This is a genomic window from Chryseobacterium sp. AC405b, assembly GCF_979258685.1.
The window spans coordinates 213,986-233,914 of record NZ_OZ409877.1 but is presented as its reverse complement, the minus strand read 5'-3'; the positions used below and the strand labels follow the sequence as shown (position 1 = coordinate 233,914).

Below are 19,929 nucleotides of genomic sequence, written 5' to 3'. Positions count from 1 at the left end.
AAAAATTAGTGAGATTTATGTAATTTATTAACTTTTTTTATGATAAAGCTTTTATTCATAAAATATTATGAGAATGCATTAATTTAATATCTTTGGAATTGCACAATCAATTATTTTATATTTAATTTCAAAATTGTACTTAATGAGAAAGTTGCTTTGTATTCTGCTTTTCTTTTTTTATTATTTTTCTAATGGTCAGGTCTTAAAAAAACCTACATCGTGCTATGATTTAACAGAAGTTTTGAAAGTTGAACCCACTCCTTTGTACAAACCGCATTTAGCCGCAGCCAAAAGTTTTAATGTGAATATTCTTAAAAATACTTCGCAAGTTCAGAAATATATTAATAAAGGTAAATTCCATACCGTAAAAAAAACAGGGAAGGGATATAGAGTTCAAAAACTGGATTACAGCAGACCCTATTTAGTTTCAAAAGCCAAAGCGACTTTAGAAAAAATAGGTTCAAGATTCAGTAAAGAAAGTAAAGGACATACATTTACTGTTTCATCCCTCACCAGAACACTCGAAGACCAATGTAGATTAAGAAAAGTTAATTCTAATGCCTCAATGGGAATCAGTTCGCATAATTATGGGAACTCCTTTGATATTTCGTACGTGAGGTTTAATAATAAACTTAAAACAAACCCAAAATTAGAGGCAGCTTTAGAAAAAGTTTTGAAATATTATGCTGATGCAGGGCGTATTTTTTACATTAAAGAACGTCAGCAAAGCTGTTTTCACGTCACAGTTAAGAATTATTAAATTTAAAGTCCTTTATTTTCCGTATTTTTGCACCCGAAAAATATTCGGTAGACATTATTCATCATTAATTACTCATAAAGATGCTTTCGGTTCAAGGTTTAGGCTTACATCATTCGGGAAACTACTTGTTTCAAAACGTGAATTTCACCATTAAAAAGGATGATAAAATTGGTTTGGTTGGTAAAAACGGAGCGGGAAAATCCACTTTGCTGAAAATGCTTTCCAAAGAAATTACTTTTTATGAAGGTTTGGTGGTTCCGGAAGGAAATATTACCATCGGTTTTCTGAAACAGGATCTTGATTTTGTAAAAGGAAGAACCGTTTGGAATGAAACCATGCAGGCTTTTGAGCAAATTAATGCATGGAAAAATGAATTGGAAGAAGTCAATCATCAGCTTGCAACAAGAACCGATTACGAAAGTGATGCTTACACAGACATCATCAACAAAATGACGGAGCTGAACGATATTTTAATGCATCATGACGCTTACAATCTGGAAGGGGATATTGAAAAAGTATTGTTTGGTTTAGGTTTTAAAGCAGATGATTTCCAAAAAATAACAGACGAATTTTCCGGGGGCTGGAGAATGAGAATTGAATTGGCAAAACTGCTTCTTCAGAAAAATGACCTGATGCTTCTCGATGAGCCTACCAACCACCTGGATATGGAATCGATCATCTGGCTGGAAAACTTTTTGAAAGATTATCCCGGTGCAATCGTTTTGGTAAGTCACGACAAACAGTTTATGACCGCAGTTTGTAACCGTACTTTTGATGTGAATAACAGAAAAGTAGACGATTATAAAACCAACTACACCAAATATTTGGTGATGCGCGAAGAACGCCGTGAAAAACTAATTCAGGCAAAAAAAAATCAGGATGCGGAGATCAAACAAATGGAAGATAACATTAATAAGTTCCGTGCAAGTGCTACCAAAGCATCTTTTGCGCAGTCGCTTATTAAAAAATTAGATAAAATTGACCGTATTGAGGTTGATAATGAAGATGTTTCGAAATTCAATATTCGTTTCGTACAATCTGTTGTTCCCGGGAAAGTAATTTTTGAAGCTGAACACTTAGGTAAAGCTTATGGTAAAAAGCAGATTTTCGATGAGGTAGATTTCATCGTTCAGCGAGGCGACAGAATTGCTCTTCTAGGACAAAACGGACAGGGGAAAACAACTTTGGCGAAAATTCTTGCCGGAGATATTCAGGATTATTCTGGAACCTGGAACTTGGGTCATAATGTCAATATCGGATATTTCGCCCAAAATCAGGAAGAAGTTTTAACTCCAAATAAAACCGTTTTGGAAGAAGCGGAAGATTCTGCAACCGAAGAAACAAGACCGAGAGTAAGAGATTTATTGGGTTCTTTCCTATTCCAGGGGGAAGCGGTAAATAAAAAGACCAAAGTGCTTTCCGGAGGGGAAAGAAACCGTTTGGCATTGTGTAAATTATTGCTTCGTCCATTCAATACGTTGATTATGGATGAGCCTACCAATCACTTGGATATTCAGTCTAAAGAGATTATCAAATTGGCATTACAGAAGTTTGAAGGTACTTTGATTGTGATTTCTCACGACAGAGAATTCCTGCAAGGACTTTGTGATAAGATTTACGAATTCCGTGATGGCAGAATGAAAGAATTCTTAGGAAGTGTGAATGAGTATCTTGAATTCAGACAAAAAGAATCCATTAGAGAAATCTCTGCCGAAAAAGCGAAACTTCATGATGATGAGGTTAAGGTTGTAGAAAAAGCTAAAGCTGAAGAAAAGCAGGCCAAAGCTGAAATTAAATCTACTGTCATCGTAAGCAAAGAACAAAAGAATATTCAGAATAAAATCAAAAAAGTAGAAGAAAAAATTTCTGAGTTGGAAACAGCTATCGAAAATATGGAAGCTTCATTTACGACTGAAAATCCTTCTGAAGAAACTTTAGAAAAATACAACAAAACGAAAGAAGACCTTGATGCCGCTTTGCAGGAATGGGAGTATCTGGGAACACAACTAGGTTAATTTTCTATTCGATATAAACAATAAAGATGGGTTAATCACTCATCTTTTTTTGTTGGGATAAGTTGTGCTTTTTACACATACCCAATTTATAAATAAAGTGATTTCCAGATTATAAATGTGAGGATTTATTTTAAAAAGGTGAAGCTCCATAGCATCGTCATGTTTGTAAATAGTATAACAATGATTTGAGCTCCGTAGGAGCGATACGTTTGTATATTAAAGAATACAATCAGCATTAAATAACTATAATTTAATCTTTATTTAAAAAGCTTTAAAATATTATTCTTATTTTTGCCAAATGATTTTTAAAGAAAGCAGAAATCTGAAAATTTTTATCTCTAAGCTGATGTTTGGGATCTACTTTTTTGCGCTGTTTTCTTCAAGCTTTCACAGTCACGATTCTGCTGATGTTTTTATAGGTTTTAATTTAAAAAAATCAGAGAATAATATTTCAAAAAATCTTTCCAAAGAAAAAGCCGGCGACTGTTTGGCCTGTCATTTCTTGGCAACCGGAAATACCTTAATTCCCGAAGAGTTTAGTTTTGTTTTCGAGAGCTATACGCACGAGGTAAAGCAAATTATTGCGTTTCAGGAAAGAGTTTGGTTTCAGACAAAATTCACTTTTCAGCTTCGGGGTCCACCCACAATTTCTTAATTCCAGATTTACTTACCGGATTTGACTTAAATTTTTAAGGCTTACCTCACTCAATGGAAAAAATGGGGGCTATTAAGTCATTAAGAATAACAATTTAATGTATTTCTATACATCTAAATCGTTAATGCACTGTATATTTTGCATGTACAAATCCGCTAATCATTTATTTCACGATTTTAAAAATGTACTTTTTTAAAGTACGAAATCTATCTATTTACAATGAAATTGATATATAGTTTAATGTTGATCCTTACAGGATTTGCATTTACAAACGCACAAAAAACCCATACTGTAGAAGGTATTGTTCAGGATTTCCATGATAAAACCATGCTGCAAAATGCTGTGGTAAAAATTGGAGATTTTACTGCCAAAACAGACAAAAAAGGGAAGTTTTCATTCAATAAAATTCCTGCTGGGAAATATATACTTATTGCTACACATCCTGATTGTAATGATTATACTGAAAATGTAGGAGTTACACAGGATATGCATCTCGTCATAACCCTCGAACATCATATTCAGGATATAGAAACGGTAACCATACATGGAAATCACAAGAAAAACGGTTCTTTAATTATAAAAACTCTTGATAAAACGGAGATAGAAAGAAATTCTACCGATAATCTGGGGAATTTATTATCCAAAATTTCAGGTGTTACTGCTTTAAAAACAGGAAATAACATCTCAAAACCTATTATTCATGGGCTTTACGGAAGTAGAATCGCTATTTTAAATAACGGAGTAAAACTGGCAGAACAAGAATGGGGAGTAGAACATGCGCCAAATGTTGATATCAATAATTTTCAGCATATCGATGTCATTAAAGGTGCATCAGCATTGAAATATGGAAGTGATGCCATCGGTGGAGTCGTGGTAATGGAACCTGAAATTTTTCCTAAAAAAGATACAATCAAAGGTTCAGTCGGTCTTTCAGGCATTTCCAACGGAAGGGGTCTGGCTTTTGATGCAGATGTTGCTAAAGTCTGGAAAAACGGATGGGCTGTAAAGTCTGGCGGAAGCATTAAGAAACTGGGCGATCAAAGTGCTCCTGATTACAACCTGAAGAATACAGGAATGGATTTTTCATCTTTTAATTTTACTGTTCAGAATAATTCTTATGAAAAAGGAATTTCATTTGATTATTATTTAACAAACCAAAATATTGGGATTTTGAGAGATTCTCATGTTGCCAATTCAGGTGATTATTACCGTGCAATGAGCGCAGATCCACCGATTTATTCAGGAAAATTCAGTTATGATATCGATAATCCTAGACAGGTTGTTGAGCATCATATTGCGAAAGTTTCTGCTTTCAAAAGGTTTGAAAATATAGGGAAATTATCAGCAACATACAGTTATCAGTACAATCACAGACAGGAATATGACATCAGAAGAGGAGAGTTGAAAGACACGCCTTCTTTGGATCTCGAATTAATGACCCATCAGTTTAACCTAAATGATTTATTGGAAAGAGAAAAATGGTCTCTGGAAACAGGAATTGATGCAGGTTTTCAAAACAATTATTCAGATCCTGCGACAAAAGCAAGACGTTTGATTCCTAATTATGATAAATATTCTGCGGGAATTTATTCTGTTTTTAAGTATAAAATTTCTCAAGATTTTAATTTTGAAGCAGGAGCGAGATATGATTTTGCCCGTTATGATGTCACCAAATGGTATGATAAAAGCGATTGGGAAGAAAGATATGCAGATGTTTTTCCTGAGTTCTATGTGAAAACTGATCAAAACAGAGTTTTGACACGTCCTCAACTGAATTATAATAATGTTTCTTTTAATGCAGGGCTGGAATATCACCCAAGTTCTATGTTTGATCTCAGATTCAATTATGCGAAAGTAGGTAGATCTCCGAATGTGGCAGAATTATTCTCTGACGGATTACATCATTCTGCAGGAATCATTGAAACCGGAGATATGGCATTGAAAAATGAGCAGGGACATCAGTTTAATCTTACAGTAGATTCAAGATTTAATGTGTTGAAAGGACTGAATATTTCCGTAAATCCTTATTTTTTTATGACCAAAAATTTCATTAATGAAGTTCCGGTCGGTATCAAAGGGACAATCAGGGGAGTTTTCCCAGAATGGCAGTATCAGCAGATTGATGCCAAAATGTATGGTTTAGACTTGGATATCAATTGGAAACTGACTGAAGATTTTACGTATGTTGGAAAAGGAAGTTATGTTCACGGCCAGGACGAAACCAACAACGAACCGTTGATTTTAATGATGCCTCCAAATTTCTCCAATGCGTTGCAATTCAAGAAAGAAAAATGGAATAATTTCTATTTCACTGTTGAAAATCAAACCTCTTTAAGACAAACCAGATTCCCTGTCAGAAATGCTCCACTGGAAATTTATTTGGATGGTGAATTGGTCAATACAGAGATCGATTTCAGCACACCGCCAAACGGATATTCACTTTGGAATATTCAGACAGGTGTAAATATCAGCAAAAATCTTTCTGCGGGTCTTATCGTAAATAATCTCTTCAATACTTCGTACAGAGATTACCTGAATCGTTTAAGATTCTTCGCAGATGAGGCAGGAAGAAACTTTATTTTAAACTTTAGATACAGATTCTAAAAAATTCAAAAAATTATTTAATTAAATTTTAAAATTATCAAAATGAAAAACTTATTCAATACAAAAAATATTATCAAATTATTAGCGGTTTTATTCATCACAATCAGTGTTGTTTCTTGCCAGAGAGATTCGGCAGATGAAGACGATATTCCACAGGAAGAGCTTACAAATATCCTATTATTAGTAAAAGAAGACGCGCCGGGAGCAATTGCAGTAGAGTATAACTACAGCATCGGAGCAGGAGGAATTCCTACCATCCCTCTTACCAACGGAAAATCTTATATTGTAAACACTAGATTTTATAATGGTAATGATGATGTTACGCAGGAAATCATTGATGCTAAAGACGAGCACTTTATTATTTTTGATTTTCCTAAATCTACTATTAATCTTACGAGAGAAGACGGTGTATTATCAACAGGAGATTTAGGCAAAGTAGGTCTTATAACCAAATGGAATGTGGTGAATGTGGTTAATTCTTCTGCACCATTTTTAAAATTAGATTTAATCCACGCTCCGCAAAGTGCAAGTTCTGCGCAAAATGGTACGGCATGGGGAAGTGTAGTAGGCGGTGAAACTGATGCAGAAGCTACGTTTAACCTCAGCAATTAATAAAAAGCTTTTATGGCAGACAAAAACCACTGAAATTTTAGTGGTTTTTTTATTTATAAATATTTGATGACGAAGAATTTATCTTTAATGATTCATTTTAATAAAAAATTCATATTTTTGCAACCTAAAATTTTAATCAATAATGAAGGTTACCGCAAAAAACCATGATGATGTAAGTGCATTGCTTACAGTAACATTGGAGAAATCTGACTACAAAGAAAAAGTAGAAAAGCAATTGATTAATTATGCTAAAAACGCACAGGTTCCTGGTTTCAGAAAAGGAAAAGTGCCTTTGAGTATGGTTAGAAAGCAATATGAAGCAGGGATTGCATTCGAAGAAATCAACAAACAAGTTTCTGATGCTTTGAATAACTATATCAACGAAAACAAACTAAGATTAGTTGGTCAGCCAGTTCCTCAGCCTGTAAATGATTTCAATCATAATGCAGAGAAGTTGGAAGTTGCTTTCGAAGTAGGTTACGAACCAGAATTTACTATAGATTTGGCTAAATATGAAGCTCCTCATTACAAAGTAGAAGCTTCTGATAAAGAAATCAGCAAAAGCATCGAGAACATGCAGAAGCGTTTTGCAGAGCAGGTTCCGCAAGACAAAATCGCTAAAGATTCTTACATCAACCTAGAAATTTCTCAGGTGGTAGAAGAAGATGCTGAAGGTGAGCACCACCACCAACCTAAAAATGCTACCATTACTGCTGAAAACAAAGACGCTTTCAAATTGGTAAAAGGGCTGAAAATGGATGAGTCTGTGAAAGTTTCTAAAGAAACTCTTACTGCTGACGAAAACCTGGCTAAAGAATTAGGATTCACTAAAGAAGAAGCTGAGCATTTACACCACGCTGAAGTTGAAGTGAAAGTAAAAGATTTCTACAGCTTAAACTTAGCAGAACTTAATCAGGAATTGTTTGATAAAGTTTACGGTGAAGGAAATATCAAAAGTGAAGAAGAGCTTAAAGATAAAGTAAAAACTGAGCTTGATGAATACTTCCAGCAAAATGCAGACGTACACTTTGTGAATAAAGTATTGGAGCAGGTTTCTGAAAAAGAAGAAGTAAAGCTTCCTGAAGAATTCCTTACGAAGTGGTTGGTATTCTCAAACCAGAACATCCAGTCTGAAGAGCAGGCAAAAGGAATTCTTGAAGCAGAGAAAACTCAGTTGAAATACCAGATCATCGAAGGTAAATTGATGTCTGATAATGATATCAAATTAGATTACGCTGATGTTTTGGCTCAGGCAGAGCAGTTGGTAAGAAACCAATTGGCGATCTATGGAATTCATCATTTAGGAGACGAAGAAATTCAAAAGTACGCTGTTGAGATGTTGAAAGACCAGGAGCAGGTAAGACAGATCTCTTCTGAAGTTGCTATGGCAAAACTAAAAGATGTAATTCTTGAAAAAGCGACTAAAAAAGAAACTGTAATCTCTCACGACGAGTTTTTAGAAGAATTGAAGAAGTAATTTACTTTTTATATAAATTAAAACCCACCAATTTGGTGGGTTTTTTTGTTGATGATTCTATTTTTCAATGCAAATCTTCATATCCTTATACCAATCAAATTTCCTATATTTACACCATAAATTTAATATTAATATGAAAAAGATAATCGTTCCGTTTTTCTGCGCTGTACTTTTTTCTACATCAGCAGTAGCGCAAAAAACATCTACGGCTACCGTAAAATCTGCGGCAGCTACATCACAGATCACTCCAAAACAGGTAATTGATAACTATATTACTGCTCTTGGAGGAAAATCAAAACTGGAAGCTGTAAAATCTACCGTTATTGAAAACGTAATCTCAGCACAAGGTATGGAGATCACTTCTACCACAAAGAAAATGGGAAATAAATTCAAATCTGTACAGACGGTAATGGGACAGGAGATGACTCAGGTCTTTGACGGCGAAAAAGGGTATATGAACCAGATGGGAGCAAAAACTGAATTTCCGGCAGATAAAATTCCTGAACTGAAAAAAAGTCAGACGATTGATGCACTGTCTTATGATCCTGCAAGTTTTCAAACGGTATCTGTTGAAAAAATAGATGGGAAAGATTACCATGTATTGTCTTCGGATAAAGGGAAATTTTATTTTGATGCTGCTACAGGTCTTCTTTACAAAGCAGGAAGCGGTCAGGGAGATGCGGTCATGAAAAGCTATATGACGGTAGATGGAATTAAATTTCCTGAGTTGATAGAAGCTGAAGGCGGTGGGCAAAAAGTGACCATCAAAACAACAAAGATCACACTAAATTCTGGAGTGAGCGAAGCTGATTTCAAATAGATTACATCATTTTAATATACCCAAAAGACCGGAAAATTTCCGGTCTTTTTTTTATAAAAATAATTTTAACTCAATTTTAACTAAAATCTGACAAATAAAATTTCTTTTAATTGTGAATAATGTATATTTTTATCCCGAAAATTTAAATATCAATTGTATGAAAAAAATTCTATTGTCATTGGGAGTTGTTTTTATGGCTTCATCTGGTGCATTTGCACAGAATATCCCGATGGATGCATCTGTAAAAACAGGAACTCTTCCAAACGGGATGAAGTACTACATCAAAAAAAATACATTACCCGAAAAAAAGGTAGATTTCCGTTTGGCAATCAATGCAGGATCTATCCTTGAAGACGAAAACCAAAGAGGTCTTGCCCACTTTATGGAGCATATGAACTTCAACGGAACCAAAAATTTCCCGGATAACAAACTGGTAGACTTTCTACAGTCAATTGGTGTGAAATTCGGTCAGCATCTTAATGCGTATACTAGCTTTGACGAAACGGTTTATATGCTTCCTGTTCCTTTAGACAAGCCCGGAAATTTTGATGCAGGTCTTAAAGTAATGGAAGACTGGGCTTTTAATGCAACATTGACGGACGAACAGATCAATAAAGAAAGAGGTGTTGTACTTGAAGAATTAAGATTGGGATTAGGTGCAGACAAAAGAATGTCTGATAAGTATCTTCCTAAGATGTTGCATAAATCTCACTATGCCGATAGATTACCTATTGGTAAAAAAGAGGTTCTGCAAAACTTTAAACCAGATGTAATCAGGCAGTTTCACAAAGACTGGTACAGACCAGATTTGATGGCAATTGTAGTGGTGGGAGATATCAATGTAGAAGAAGTTGAAAAGAAAATTAAAGATAATTTTGGCAAATATAAAAATCCTTCTAAGCCAAGAGAAAGAAAAACTTTTGATTTACCCAACCACGAGCAAACTCTTGTAGCAATAGAAACCGATCCGGATGCTACCAGCTCTGTGGTTCAGTTTATGATGAAAGATACAGAATCTTACTCACCAGACGTTACTGTAGAACAATACAACCAAAGCTTGGTAGAAAATCTGGCCACCACCATGCTGAACAACAGATTGAGAGAACTGGTCAATTCAAACAATCCTCCTTTCACATTCGGGTCTGTATATCACGGCGGTGTTGTGGGCAGAACAAAAGAAGCTTTCCAAGGATATGCAATGGTAAAAGATGGAAACCAGGTGAGTGCTTTGAAGGTTTTACTTGAAGAAACAGAAAGGGCAAAAAGATTTGGATTTACTCAGAGCGAGTTAGATAGAGCAAAAGCTCAAATGATGTCTAATATGGAAAGATCCTACAACAATCGCGACAAAACGGAAAGCGATGCGTTGATAGACGAGTATGTAAGAAATTTCCTGGAGCAGGAACCGATGCCGGGAATCGCCTGGGAATATGAAGATACCAAGAAGTTTTTACCAACAGTTACGTTAGCTCAAACCAATGAGGTGATCAAGAAAATGGTAAAAGAAGACAGCAGAGTAGTGATACTTACCGGTTCAAAGAAGGACAATATTACAATGCCAACTGAAGCGATGGTTCTAAAAACCTTTGATAATGTAAAAATGGCAGATCTAAAACCTTACGAAGAGAAAGCAGCGATCAAAAATTTGGTTAAACCTTTCAAATCTGAAGGTAAAATTGCTAAAACAGATACTGATGCCAAGCTGGGTACTACCACCTGGACATTAGGAAACGGAGCAAAAGTTACTTTCAAAAAAACAGATTTCAAAGATGATGAAATTGTTTTCACGGCCAGAAGTTTAGGTGGAAATTCTTTATTGAATGATTCAGATTATAACAAAACCCAATTTGCTTATCAGGCTTTAACTGAAGCGGGTGTAAATGGCAATTCTAAAGCAGATCTTACCAATTATTTAGCAGGGAAGCAGGCAAGTGTAAATCCTTTTATCGGTACTTTAACTGAAGGAATCAATGGAAGAACCAACCAAAAAGATCTTGGTTCTGCAATGGAGCTAATTTATGCTTATTTTACAGGATTAAATTATAGTCCTGAAGCATTCAATGCTTACAAAATGAAGCAGTCTGCGATGATGGATAATTTACTTTCTGATCCTCAGTTCTACTTTTCCAGTGAGCATGCTAAATTTACTCAACAGAAGAATCCGAGATTTATTGGTTTAATTCCGATGGAAAAAGATTGGGCAGCCACTGATTACAAAAAAGCGTACGATGTATACAAGGAAAAATTTGCCAATGCAGGAAATTTCCATTTCTATTTCGTAGGAAACATTGATGAAGCTAAATTTAAAAATGAAGTTTTGCAGTATATCGCAAGCTTACCAAGTTCTGGAAAAGCGACCAACTTTAAAGATACTGGATACAGATCGATAACGGGTGATCACACCAAAGTGTATAAGAAAGGTAAAGATCCTAAGAGTATGGTGCAAATCGTTTATTCCGGAGAAACTCCGTATAACGAGAAAGAAGCTATGGCATTATCTGCACTAGGAGAAGTGGCTACAATAAAAGTAATTGAAAAACTGAGAGAGGATGAAAGCGGAATCTACGGTGGCGGAGCAAGAGGAGGATTGGGTAAAGTTCCTTACGGAAACTACAGTTTTAGCATCAGTTTCCCATGTGGACCTGAGAATGCTGATAAACTGACTAAAAGTGCAATCACCGAAATTCAAAAACTGATTGAAAAAGGTCCTGATCAGAAAGATCTTGATAAGTACAAAGAAGGTGAAATGAATGACTACAATACAGACATCAAAGATAATAGCTACTGGATGAATGCTATCGCAAAAAATCAGTTGGATGGAAGTGATAAGTATGAAATCTTAAATTATCAGGATAAAGTAAAAGCACTGACTGTAAAAGATTTGCAGGATGTTGCTAAAAAATATCTTACGAAAAACAGAATAGTTGCGACCTTAATGCCTGAAGACGGTTGGGAAAGCGCACCAAAGAAAACTGAAGCAGCAAGCGTAACGGCTTCTGTAGCCAGGTAATCATTCATCTTAATGGATTAATACAACAACCGCAGAGATTTTCTGCGGTTGTTTGTTTTTAGAAAAGCGATAGATACCAACTAATCAACTAAGACCCATATTCCTTTTTCCACTCTTCGGCAACTTCGCTTAACGTTGCGTAAAAGTCTTCTCCGTATTTACGTGTTAAAGGCGTCTTTAAGAACTTATATACCGGAACCTGAAGTTCTTTACCCAAAGTACAGGCATCATTGCAAATGGGCCATTCATGGTAATTCAAAGCAGTGAATGAAGAGTATTCTGTAACCCGAATTGGGTATAGATGACAAGAGATCGGTTTTTGCCAGTCGATAGCTCCGTCTTCATAGGCTTTTTCGATCCCGCATTTTGTAATTCCTCTTTCGTCAAAAGTCACGTACGCACATTCGGCATCTTCAATCATCGGGGTGACGTACATTCCGTCCATGGGATCGGTTGTCCATGTTCCCTGTTCTTCCAGAGCTTTTATTCCGTCTTGAGTAAGATAAGGTTTTATTTTATCAAAAATATTGTCTAAAATAACCAATTCGTCCTTATCTAACGGAGCTCCCACATCACCTTCCACACAACAAGCACCTTTGCATTTGGTGAGATTGCATACAAATTCTTCAGAGAAAATATCTTCAGAAATTAATTTATCGTCTATTTGAATCATAATCTTTTTTTTTAAAATAAATCGAAATGTGTTCCTGCTTTAAAAGTAATTAAGCTGGCAATAATTACCCATAAACTTAATTCCTGAATCCAGTATTTCGGTAAAAATTTAAGCATTCTGCTGATAATTATGGTTGCAGGAAATGCTAACAGCAGCAGATATTCGTAATTACTATTCATGTATAAAACAATGCTTACGAGCTGGGCAAATGAAAATACAAGCAGAAAAGAATATTTATATCTGCTTACAGGGCTCTTCTTATTATAATGCTTAAAATGATCATATATTGCATAGATCAACATCATAAAAATGGGAATTAATGGGATGAGTTCGGTGAAATCTGTCACGAATTTTATTTTTCCGAATGGCAGGTAATCTGAATTCCACTCGTTGAATTTAAAGAAAAACATTAAAGAGAAATAACTGAACGCAATTAATGACATTCCTAAAATAAATCTGAAAATATTGAGCCCTATTCTGTCTGAAGTTACAATCAGGTGAATCAGTACAAATAAAATGGTAGGCCAGATGGTGGGAAGAAATATAAAATTCAGCGCTAGAATTGCACCTACCAGAACATAAGATTTTTTTCTAAGATCTTCATCTGTACTGGTAAGAAGTAGTAAAAGGAAAGCGTTGGTCAGCAATGATACGGCAATTCCGATATCCAGTGTTCCGGGATACAATCCAAAAACAAAAAATGTGTAGAGAAATAACGGCAGATGTGTTTGGTAATTCAGAGCGATGGCATTAAAACAAAAATATCCCAAAGAGATTCCTAAAAATGTTATCACAGCAATGATCGCTTCATATGTACTGAAATTCAGGATATTAAATATAATTACTCCAAACAGAAGAAAGCCGATGTAAACAGGAATTGAAAAAATATTGCTTTCTTTTGAAAGTAATCTAAACATTTTTTATAAATTTGTGCAAAGTTAATTTAAAAAAGGAAAATAATGACGTCTTTCTTTCTATTCTTAAGTGATGTTTTCAAATGGTCTTTCGGGTTTTTCTCAACCTTTGGAAACGTACTCAACTGGATTTTATTCATCGTTTGTTGCGTACTATTTACATATTGGTGCTATGTCTTGGTGGTAACACTTGGAGGAGACAAAGACAAAGAATATTATTCCCCAACTGAGGGTAAAAACCCTTATTATGATCCCTCGATCTATAAAAAAGAAAGGTTAATTAATTGGTTATATAATAAAAAGACCGGTCATTTTTGATCGGTCTTTTTTATGCTGGTTTTTACTCTTAATCGTGTATTGGCAGAACCAACACAGGGATTTTAGAATTTTTAGTAATTCCTTTGGTTAGACTTCCTACAAAAACATCGTAAATTCCGCTTCTTCCGTGTGAGCCCATTACAATGAAGTCTGCATTTTTTGTGTCTGCATATTCCAGAATAATATCTTTAGCGATTCCCTGCTTCAAAATATGCTCACAGTCTATATCCTGACCCAAAATTCTTTTGTTAATTTTATTAAGTAGCACAAGCTCTTCTCTGATTTCGTTTTCTTCCACTTCAGGAAAATACTGATAGCCCATATCTCCAATTGCAAAACCGATGTCTGTGGGTGCAACGTGTATCAAATTGATCTTTCCGTTCACCTTCTTTGCAAATTGTATTGCTCCGTCTACAAGATGATCTGTTTTTTCGCCAAAATCTACTGGCAATACTATGTTTATCATATTTTCATATTTAAATTGGTCTCCTTAAAGATAGTAAAAATTGTAAAAAAATCTTGTTAATTTTTATAATATTCTGATATCTAAAGCTTTTTCTTCTTCAAGATATGCTTCCAGAATATCATTCTCAGATACTTTGCCTACACCTTCGGGAGTTCCGGTAAAGATGAGGTCACCTACTTTTAAAGTAAAATACTGCGAAACAAAAGCAATGATATCATCAATCTTAAATATCATATCTTTTGAATTCCCATGTTGTACTTCTTCCTTGTTTTTAAGCAATGAAAACTGTAGATTTTCAAGATTGTACTGCTCTTTTTTGAAGAAATTTCCAACCACTGCAGAACCGTCAAATCCTTTTGCCAGTTCCCAGGGAAGACCTTTAGATTTTAAGTCGCTCTGCAAATCTCTTGCAGTAAAATCGATTCCTAAGCCAATTTCGTCATAATGCTTATCAGCAACTTCTTTCTGGATATATTTTCCGCCTTTAGAGATTTTCACCACCACTTCCAGTTCATAATGAACATCATTGGAAAATTCAGGAATATAAAAATCATTCCCTTTTAAAACTGCTGTGTCGGGTTTCATAAAGATGACCGGCTTTTCAGGAATTGCATTTCCCAATTCTTTTGCGTGTTCGCTGTAATTTCTTCCTATACAGATTATTTTCATTTTTTGTTGTCATTGCCAGCCAAATGCGAAGCAATCTTTTTGTTTAGTTAAACGTATTTTTAGGAGCTATTTCCCGCTTTCCGTTGCAATCTTTTTTTTTCAAAAAAGGATTTCCACTACAATCGGGGCTAAACTTTTGTCATTCTTTTTAAGACTAAACATTCTACAATATGTTTGTCATTCCGAGGAATCAACGCGTATATTTAAAACATTATTTAGATTCTTTCAGAATGACAAAGAATGCTTTTTATTCATGAGTAAACTCATTCTCACAATAATAACACACAAATTTGTGGCTGGAAATCAAAGAAATTCCAAAAAAACTTGTTGAGCTATCGTCTCTGTAAATATGGTTTGAACCGCATTTCGGGCAGACAAAATCAAATTTTGGGTCAGCAACTGTGTGTTCAACTTCTAAAGAGAATTTATTATTTTCGTGATAATCAGTGAGAATCTTTTCAGCATTTTGAAAGTCATCTTCAAAAACCTGCAGTTGAATTCCGCCTAAAGCCTGTGATAATAACCAATCTGACTGAATGGTCTGTTCGTTGGCAATAAAGCTCTGAATGTCGTTTTCAGCTAAGATCTGTTTATCTCTGTTGGCTTCAAGAGCTGTTTCGTAAAATTTGAACTTAACTAAATCACTCATATTTTAAAATTTACTTGATAACTGAATTTTTGTAAAAACTTTCTTCGTGTACAGCGGGAAATCAGCATTCTGAAGCCATCCGTAATATCCAAAATCTTTTTTGAAAACATCTTTCACACCTTGTCCTTTATATTTTCCGAAATTAAAAACCTCGGTATTTTTATCATTCAATCCTATAAAACCTGCCAAATCAGCATTTTTATTGTGGAAACTAAACTCGCTTAATGCATTGATCTCTTTCGGAACATCATCATATTTTCCCACCTGAGCATCCAGAACTTCAAAAGTTGCCAAAACATCAGCTTCTGCAGAATGTGCGTTTTCTAAAGTTTTCCCACAATAAAACTGGTAAGCTGCGCCCAAATTTCTCGGTTCCATTTTATGATAAATCGTTTGTGCATCTACCAATTTAAATTTACTCAAGTCAAAATCAAAATCTGCACGAAGCAATTCTTCAGCCAATAAAGGAACATCAAATCTATTAGAATTAAACCCACCCAAATCTGCGCCAGAAATCATTTCTACTACTTTAGATGCAATTTCTCTAAATGTTGGAGCATCTTTTACATCTTCATCATAAATACCATGAATTTCACTTGAAGATAGAGGAATTGGCATTTCCGGATTGACTTTCCATGTTTTGCTCTCTCTTGAAGAATCAGGATTTACTTTTAGAATGCAAATCTCAACAATTCTGTCTTTCCCAACATTTGTTCCTGTCGTTTCAAGATCAAAGACACAAAGTGGTTTATGTAGTTTTAAGTTCATTTTTTAAAGAGTTATAAGTTATGCATTATGAATAATGAGTTGTAAGAATTGTTAACTTATCACTCACACTCATAACTATTTTAGTTGTTTCTGGAATATAAGAGAAATAAAAATGTAATAGAGAATCACTAATGGAATTCCGACAGTTTTAAATATAATTAAGATAAGAATTGCACCAATTAATAAAGCCAGTTTCGGATAATTATCCTGCAACTTCATCGATTTGAATTTCATTGCAATCATTTTGATGGGTGAGATTAGAAGCCATGAAGAAACTATGGTTAAAATCAATAAATACAAACCACTTTCGAAAAGAAAACCGAAACTTTGAGTTTCTTTAAAAGCATAAAATAATCCAAAAATCAAGATCGTATTTGATGGTGTATTTAATCCTTTAAAATAATATTTCTGGTCTTCATCCAAATTAAAAATTGCTAATCTTAAACAAGAAAAAAGCGTAATGAAAAATCCATGATATTTTATTTCAAAAGGAAAATTTATTCCTAAAAGTTCGTTTCCGAAAGGTTCAAGCATTTTAAACATTGTTAAACCAGGAATCAATCCGAAACTTACCATATCTGCCAAAGAATCCAGCTGAGTTCCCAAATTGGAATTGGCCTTTAAAGCTCTCGCCACAAATCCGTCAAAAAAATCTAAGATCAAAGATAGAATAATGCAGATGGCAGTCGTCTGATAATCGCCATTAATCAAATGTACAGCTCCGACGCAGCCTGAAAATAAATTTCCGAGTGTGATGGCATTTGCCAGATTGTTTTTAATGAAATTCATGAGAGCAAAATTACATTTTTTAAAAATTTTAACCTTAATTAATGTGAACTAAAAATTACAATACTGTGAATTTAACTTAAATTTGCAGACTATAAATTATTTGAATTTTAAAAACAGTAATACCTAAATGAAATTTTTTAAAGAATTTAGAAAGCAAGAAGTCCTGATTTTATGTTACAGGATTTTTTTGGCTTTTGTTTTTTATCAGTTTGCCAGATTTCTGTTTTGGTTTTTCAATAAAGATTTAATAAAAATAGACAGTGTTGCAGATTATTTGAGTCTTGCTTTTCACGGGATTGCGTTTGACCTTACTGCGATTCTGTACGTCAACTCACTGTTTATTCTGTTGAGTCTGATTCCTATAATCATTAATACGAAAAAAGTTTATCAGAAAGTTCTTTTCTGGCTGTATTTTATAACGAATGGCATTGCGTATTCGATGAATTTCGGGGATTTTATTTACTATAAATTTTCACAGACAAGATTGACTTCAGCCGCTTTTCAGGTGACAAAACATGAATCAAATATTTTAAAAGTGTTTACAGTATCTACAAAAGAACATCCTTTTGTGATCTTTTGGTTTATTGTATTGATGGCATTGTGGATTTTTCTTTACAAAAGATTTAAAATTCAGGAAAGAAAACCGGCTCAATTAATCCCATATTTTATTTTATCAGTTTTGACGATATGTCTTTCTGCGGTTTTGATTGTAGGTGGAATTCGGGGTGACTTTAAACACAGTACAAGACCAATTAATCTGGTTGACGCCAATAAATTTGTGAAAACGCCACTTCAGGGAAATGTAGTTTTGAACAGTACATTTTCGTTTTTCAGAACCTTGGGAAGCAACAATTTCAAAGAAGTTCATTTTGTTGATGAGAAATTTATCAACGAAAATATCCAGCCTTATAAAATTTACAACAGACAGGTTGAAGATAAACCCAACGTCGTTATTTTTATTGTAGAATCTTTCGGAAGAGAATATTCAGGAGCATTTAATAAAGATAAAAATATTAAAGATTATGTTTCTTACACCCCTTTTATTGACAGTCTGGCAAATGAAAGTTTAATTTTCCCCAATACTTTTGCCAACGGAAGACAGTCGATTCATGGGATGAGCAGTATTTTGGCAGGAATTCCTAGCCTCACGGATGCTTTTACGAGTTCGCCTTATTCTAATCAGAAAATACAGTCGATTGTTTCGGTTTGTAATGATATGGGGTATGATACGTCGTTTTACCACGGAGCACCGAACGGATCGATGGGATTTTTAGGCTTTGGAAATATTCTTGGGTTTAAACATTATTTCGGAAAAGATGAATACAATCACAACGAAGATTTTGACGGAATCTGGGCTATTTGGGACGAGCCTTTCCTTCAGTATTTTGCTAAAAATACAGGAAAAACAAAACCTTTTATGGCAACTGTTTTCACGGCTTCATCACATCATCCGTTTAAAATTCCTGAGAAATACAATGGGAAGTTCAAAAAAGGAAATATAGAAATGCATCAGCCGATGCAATACACTGATTTTTCGATCAAAAAGTATTTTGAAACGGCAAAAAAACAACCATGGTTCAATAATACGATATTTGTTTTTACAGGAGATCACCCCAATCAGATCTACTACCCGGAATATGAAAAAGCAATGAACCGGTTTGCAGTGCCTTTGATTTTTTATTCTCCAAATCCTAAATTTAATTTAAAAGGTACAAATAATGAAGTAGCACAGCAAATTGATATTTATCCCACTTTAGCGGATTTAATTGGTTACAACAAAAAAATCAGAAGCTGGGGAAGAAGTTTGCTGAGTGAGAAAAAATATGCTCCTTTAATTGTTAATTCAGATGGCTCATCTGAGCAGTTTATTATCGAGAATTACATGTACCGTTTTGATGGTAAAGATATTACCGGAATTTACGATAAAAGCGATTTAGGATTTGAAAATAATCTAAACGGTAAATTAAAAACTACCGAAACAGAAAAAGGAAAGCTGATTGCCAAAGCTTGGTATCAGGATTATATGAACCGAATAATGAACAGAAAGCTGAATTAGTTTTTATAAGTGTTTAATTTAAAAAAATGGTCTCTCTATTGTTATATATGCTACGGATAATAAAAATTGTTGCATGTTTAAAAATTATTTCTATTTTTAACTATTGAACAAATTAATTATCTATAAATAAATTAAACTTAAAATAAAATGAAAAAATTATTAGCAACAGTTGTACTTTCTTTATTCAGCGTAATGTCATTTGCACAGATTGAAGGAAAATGGAAAACCATTGATGACGAGACAAAACAGGCAAAATCCATCGTTGAAATCTGGAAAAAATCTGACGGTAAATATTACGGGAAAATTTCTCAATTATTAGCAAAACCAGCAAATCCTAATTGTGTGGCATGTAAAGACGACAGAAAAGGAAAACCGTTAGTAGGGCTTGAAATTATCAGAGGATTATCAAAAGACGGTGATGAGTTCACCGGAGGTACTATTACCGATCCTAAGACAGGGAAAACTTACAAATGTACAATTACAAAAGCTGGTGATAAACTAAATGTAAGAGGATATATGGGAGTTTCAATTTTAGGAAGAACACAAGTTTGGCAGAAAGTCAACTAATCAGTTTAAAATAATATTAAATATAGGGCAACTCAGCAATGAGTTGTCTTTTTTGTTATGTAAATAATAAATAATTACTATTTTTGTACTCTAAATTTTTCAAATAA

General features: G+C 34.3%; 18 protein-coding genes. 11 read left to right on the top strand and 7 right to left on the bottom strand.

Going from position 1 to position 19,929, the window contains the following annotated elements; genetic code table 11:
* Nucleotides 1-142: 142 nt before the first annotated feature.
* The 8 genes from ACZZZA_RS01130 to ACZZZA_RS01095 all read left to right on the top strand — a co-directional run bounded on the left by ACZZZA_RS01130 (nt 143) and on the right by ACZZZA_RS01095 (nt 11,953).
* Nucleotides 143-760, top strand: coding sequence for a DUF5715 family protein (locus ACZZZA_RS01130; protein ID WP_463429433.1), 618 nt, complete (start codon nt 143-145; stop codon nt 758-760).
* Between the two features lie 80 nt (nt 761-840).
* Nucleotides 841-2,775, top strand: a complete 1,935-nt coding sequence (locus tag ACZZZA_RS01125; RefSeq protein WP_463429432.1) for an ABC-F family ATP-binding cassette domain-containing protein — start codon at nt 841-843, stop codon at nt 2,773-2,775.
* Between the two features lie 298 nt (nt 2,776-3,073).
* Complete coding sequence (locus tag ACZZZA_RS01120) at nt 3,074-3,430, top strand: hypothetical protein (protein ID WP_463429431.1); 357 nt, start codon at nt 3,074-3,076, stop codon at nt 3,428-3,430.
* A gap of 219 nt (nt 3,431-3,649) precedes the next feature.
* Nucleotides 3,650-6,034, top strand: coding sequence for a TonB-dependent receptor (locus ACZZZA_RS01115; protein ID WP_463429430.1), 2,385 nt, complete (start codon nt 3,650-3,652; stop codon nt 6,032-6,034).
* A gap of 42 nt (nt 6,035-6,076) precedes the next feature.
* Nucleotides 6,077-6,646 carry a hypothetical protein gene (locus ACZZZA_RS01110; protein WP_463429429.1) on the top strand — a complete coding sequence of 190 codons (570 nt, stop codon included), beginning with the start codon at nt 6,077-6,079 and terminating at the stop codon, nt 6,644-6,646.
* Nucleotides 6,647-6,788: 142 nt separating this feature from the next.
* On the top strand, nt 6,789-8,123 hold the full coding sequence (locus ACZZZA_RS01105) for a trigger factor (RefSeq protein ID WP_463429428.1): 1,335 nt from the start codon (nt 6,789-6,791) through the stop codon (nt 8,121-8,123).
* A gap of 133 nt (nt 8,124-8,256) precedes the next feature.
* Nucleotides 8,257-8,943: a LolA family protein gene (locus ACZZZA_RS01100; protein ID WP_463429427.1), complete on the top strand. Its 687-nt coding sequence runs from the start codon at nt 8,257-8,259 to the stop codon at nt 8,941-8,943.
* Between the two features lie 157 nt (nt 8,944-9,100).
* The gene (locus ACZZZA_RS01095; protein ID WP_463429426.1) at nt 9,101-11,953 is read left to right on the top strand and encodes a M16 family metallopeptidase; all 2,853 of its coding nucleotides are present in this window, start codon (nt 9,101-9,103) and stop codon (nt 11,951-11,953) included.
* An 88-nt stretch (nt 11,954-12,041) separates the two neighbouring features.
* Here the strand turns inward: ACZZZA_RS01095 and ACZZZA_RS01090 are convergent, their stop codons facing one another.
* Both ACZZZA_RS01090 and ACZZZA_RS01085 read right to left on the bottom strand, forming a co-directional pair.
* Nucleotides 12,042-12,626, bottom strand: coding sequence for a DUF3109 family protein (locus ACZZZA_RS01090; protein WP_463429425.1), 585 nt, complete (start codon nt 12,624-12,626; stop codon nt 12,042-12,044).
* Between the two features lie 11 nt (nt 12,627-12,637).
* A complete protein-coding gene (locus ACZZZA_RS01085) occupies nt 12,638-13,543 on the bottom strand; it encodes a DUF6427 family protein (RefSeq protein WP_463429424.1) in 906 nt (301 codons plus the stop codon).
* Nucleotides 13,544-13,585: 42 nt separating this feature from the next.
* Between ACZZZA_RS01085 and ACZZZA_RS01080 the strand changes: the two genes are divergently transcribed.
* Nucleotides 13,586-13,858 carry a DUF6341 family protein gene (locus ACZZZA_RS01080; RefSeq protein ID WP_463429423.1) on the top strand — a complete coding sequence of 91 codons (273 nt, stop codon included), beginning with the start codon at nt 13,586-13,588 and terminating at the stop codon, nt 13,856-13,858.
* Nucleotides 13,859-13,886: 28 nt separating this feature from the next.
* Here the strand turns inward: ACZZZA_RS01080 and ACZZZA_RS01075 are convergent, their stop codons facing one another.
* From ACZZZA_RS01075 to ACZZZA_RS01055, 5 genes are all read right to left on the bottom strand, one after another.
* The gene (locus tag ACZZZA_RS01075; RefSeq protein ID WP_463429422.1) at nt 13,887-14,324 is read right to left on the bottom strand and encodes a universal stress protein; all 438 of its coding nucleotides are present in this window, start codon (nt 14,322-14,324) and stop codon (nt 13,887-13,889) included.
* A 63-nt stretch (nt 14,325-14,387) separates the two neighbouring features.
* Nucleotides 14,388-14,993 (bottom strand): fumarylacetoacetate hydrolase family protein, encoded by a 606-nt coding sequence (locus ACZZZA_RS01070; protein ID WP_463429421.1) that lies wholly within the window; start codon nt 14,991-14,993, stop codon nt 14,388-14,390.
* Between the two features lie 247 nt (nt 14,994-15,240).
* On the bottom strand, nt 15,241-15,642 hold the full coding sequence (locus ACZZZA_RS01065; RefSeq protein WP_463429420.1) for a putative signal transducing protein: 402 nt from the start codon (nt 15,640-15,642) through the stop codon (nt 15,241-15,243).
* Between the two features lie 3 nt (nt 15,643-15,645).
* Entirely contained in the window at nt 15,646-16,410 is a 765-nt protein-coding gene (locus tag ACZZZA_RS01060) for an exonuclease domain-containing protein (RefSeq protein WP_463429419.1), read from the bottom strand.
* Nucleotides 16,411-16,485: 75 nt separating this feature from the next.
* Nucleotides 16,486-17,199 carry a CDP-alcohol phosphatidyltransferase family protein gene (locus ACZZZA_RS01055; protein ID WP_463429418.1) on the bottom strand — a complete coding sequence of 238 codons (714 nt, stop codon included), beginning with the start codon at nt 17,197-17,199 and terminating at the stop codon, nt 16,486-16,488.
* Between the two features lie 127 nt (nt 17,200-17,326).
* On the opposite strand from ACZZZA_RS01055, the gene ACZZZA_RS01050 reads away from it, so the two are divergent.
* Nucleotides 17,327-19,255, top strand: coding sequence for an LTA synthase family protein (locus tag ACZZZA_RS01050; protein WP_463429417.1), 1,929 nt, complete (start codon nt 17,327-17,329; stop codon nt 19,253-19,255).
* A 147-nt stretch (nt 19,256-19,402) separates the two neighbouring features.
* Nucleotides 19,403-19,822 carry a DUF2147 domain-containing protein gene (locus tag ACZZZA_RS01045; RefSeq protein WP_463429416.1) on the top strand — a complete coding sequence of 140 codons (420 nt, stop codon included), beginning with the start codon at nt 19,403-19,405 and terminating at the stop codon, nt 19,820-19,822.
* The last annotated feature ends 107 nt before the right edge of the window (nt 19,823-19,929 follow it).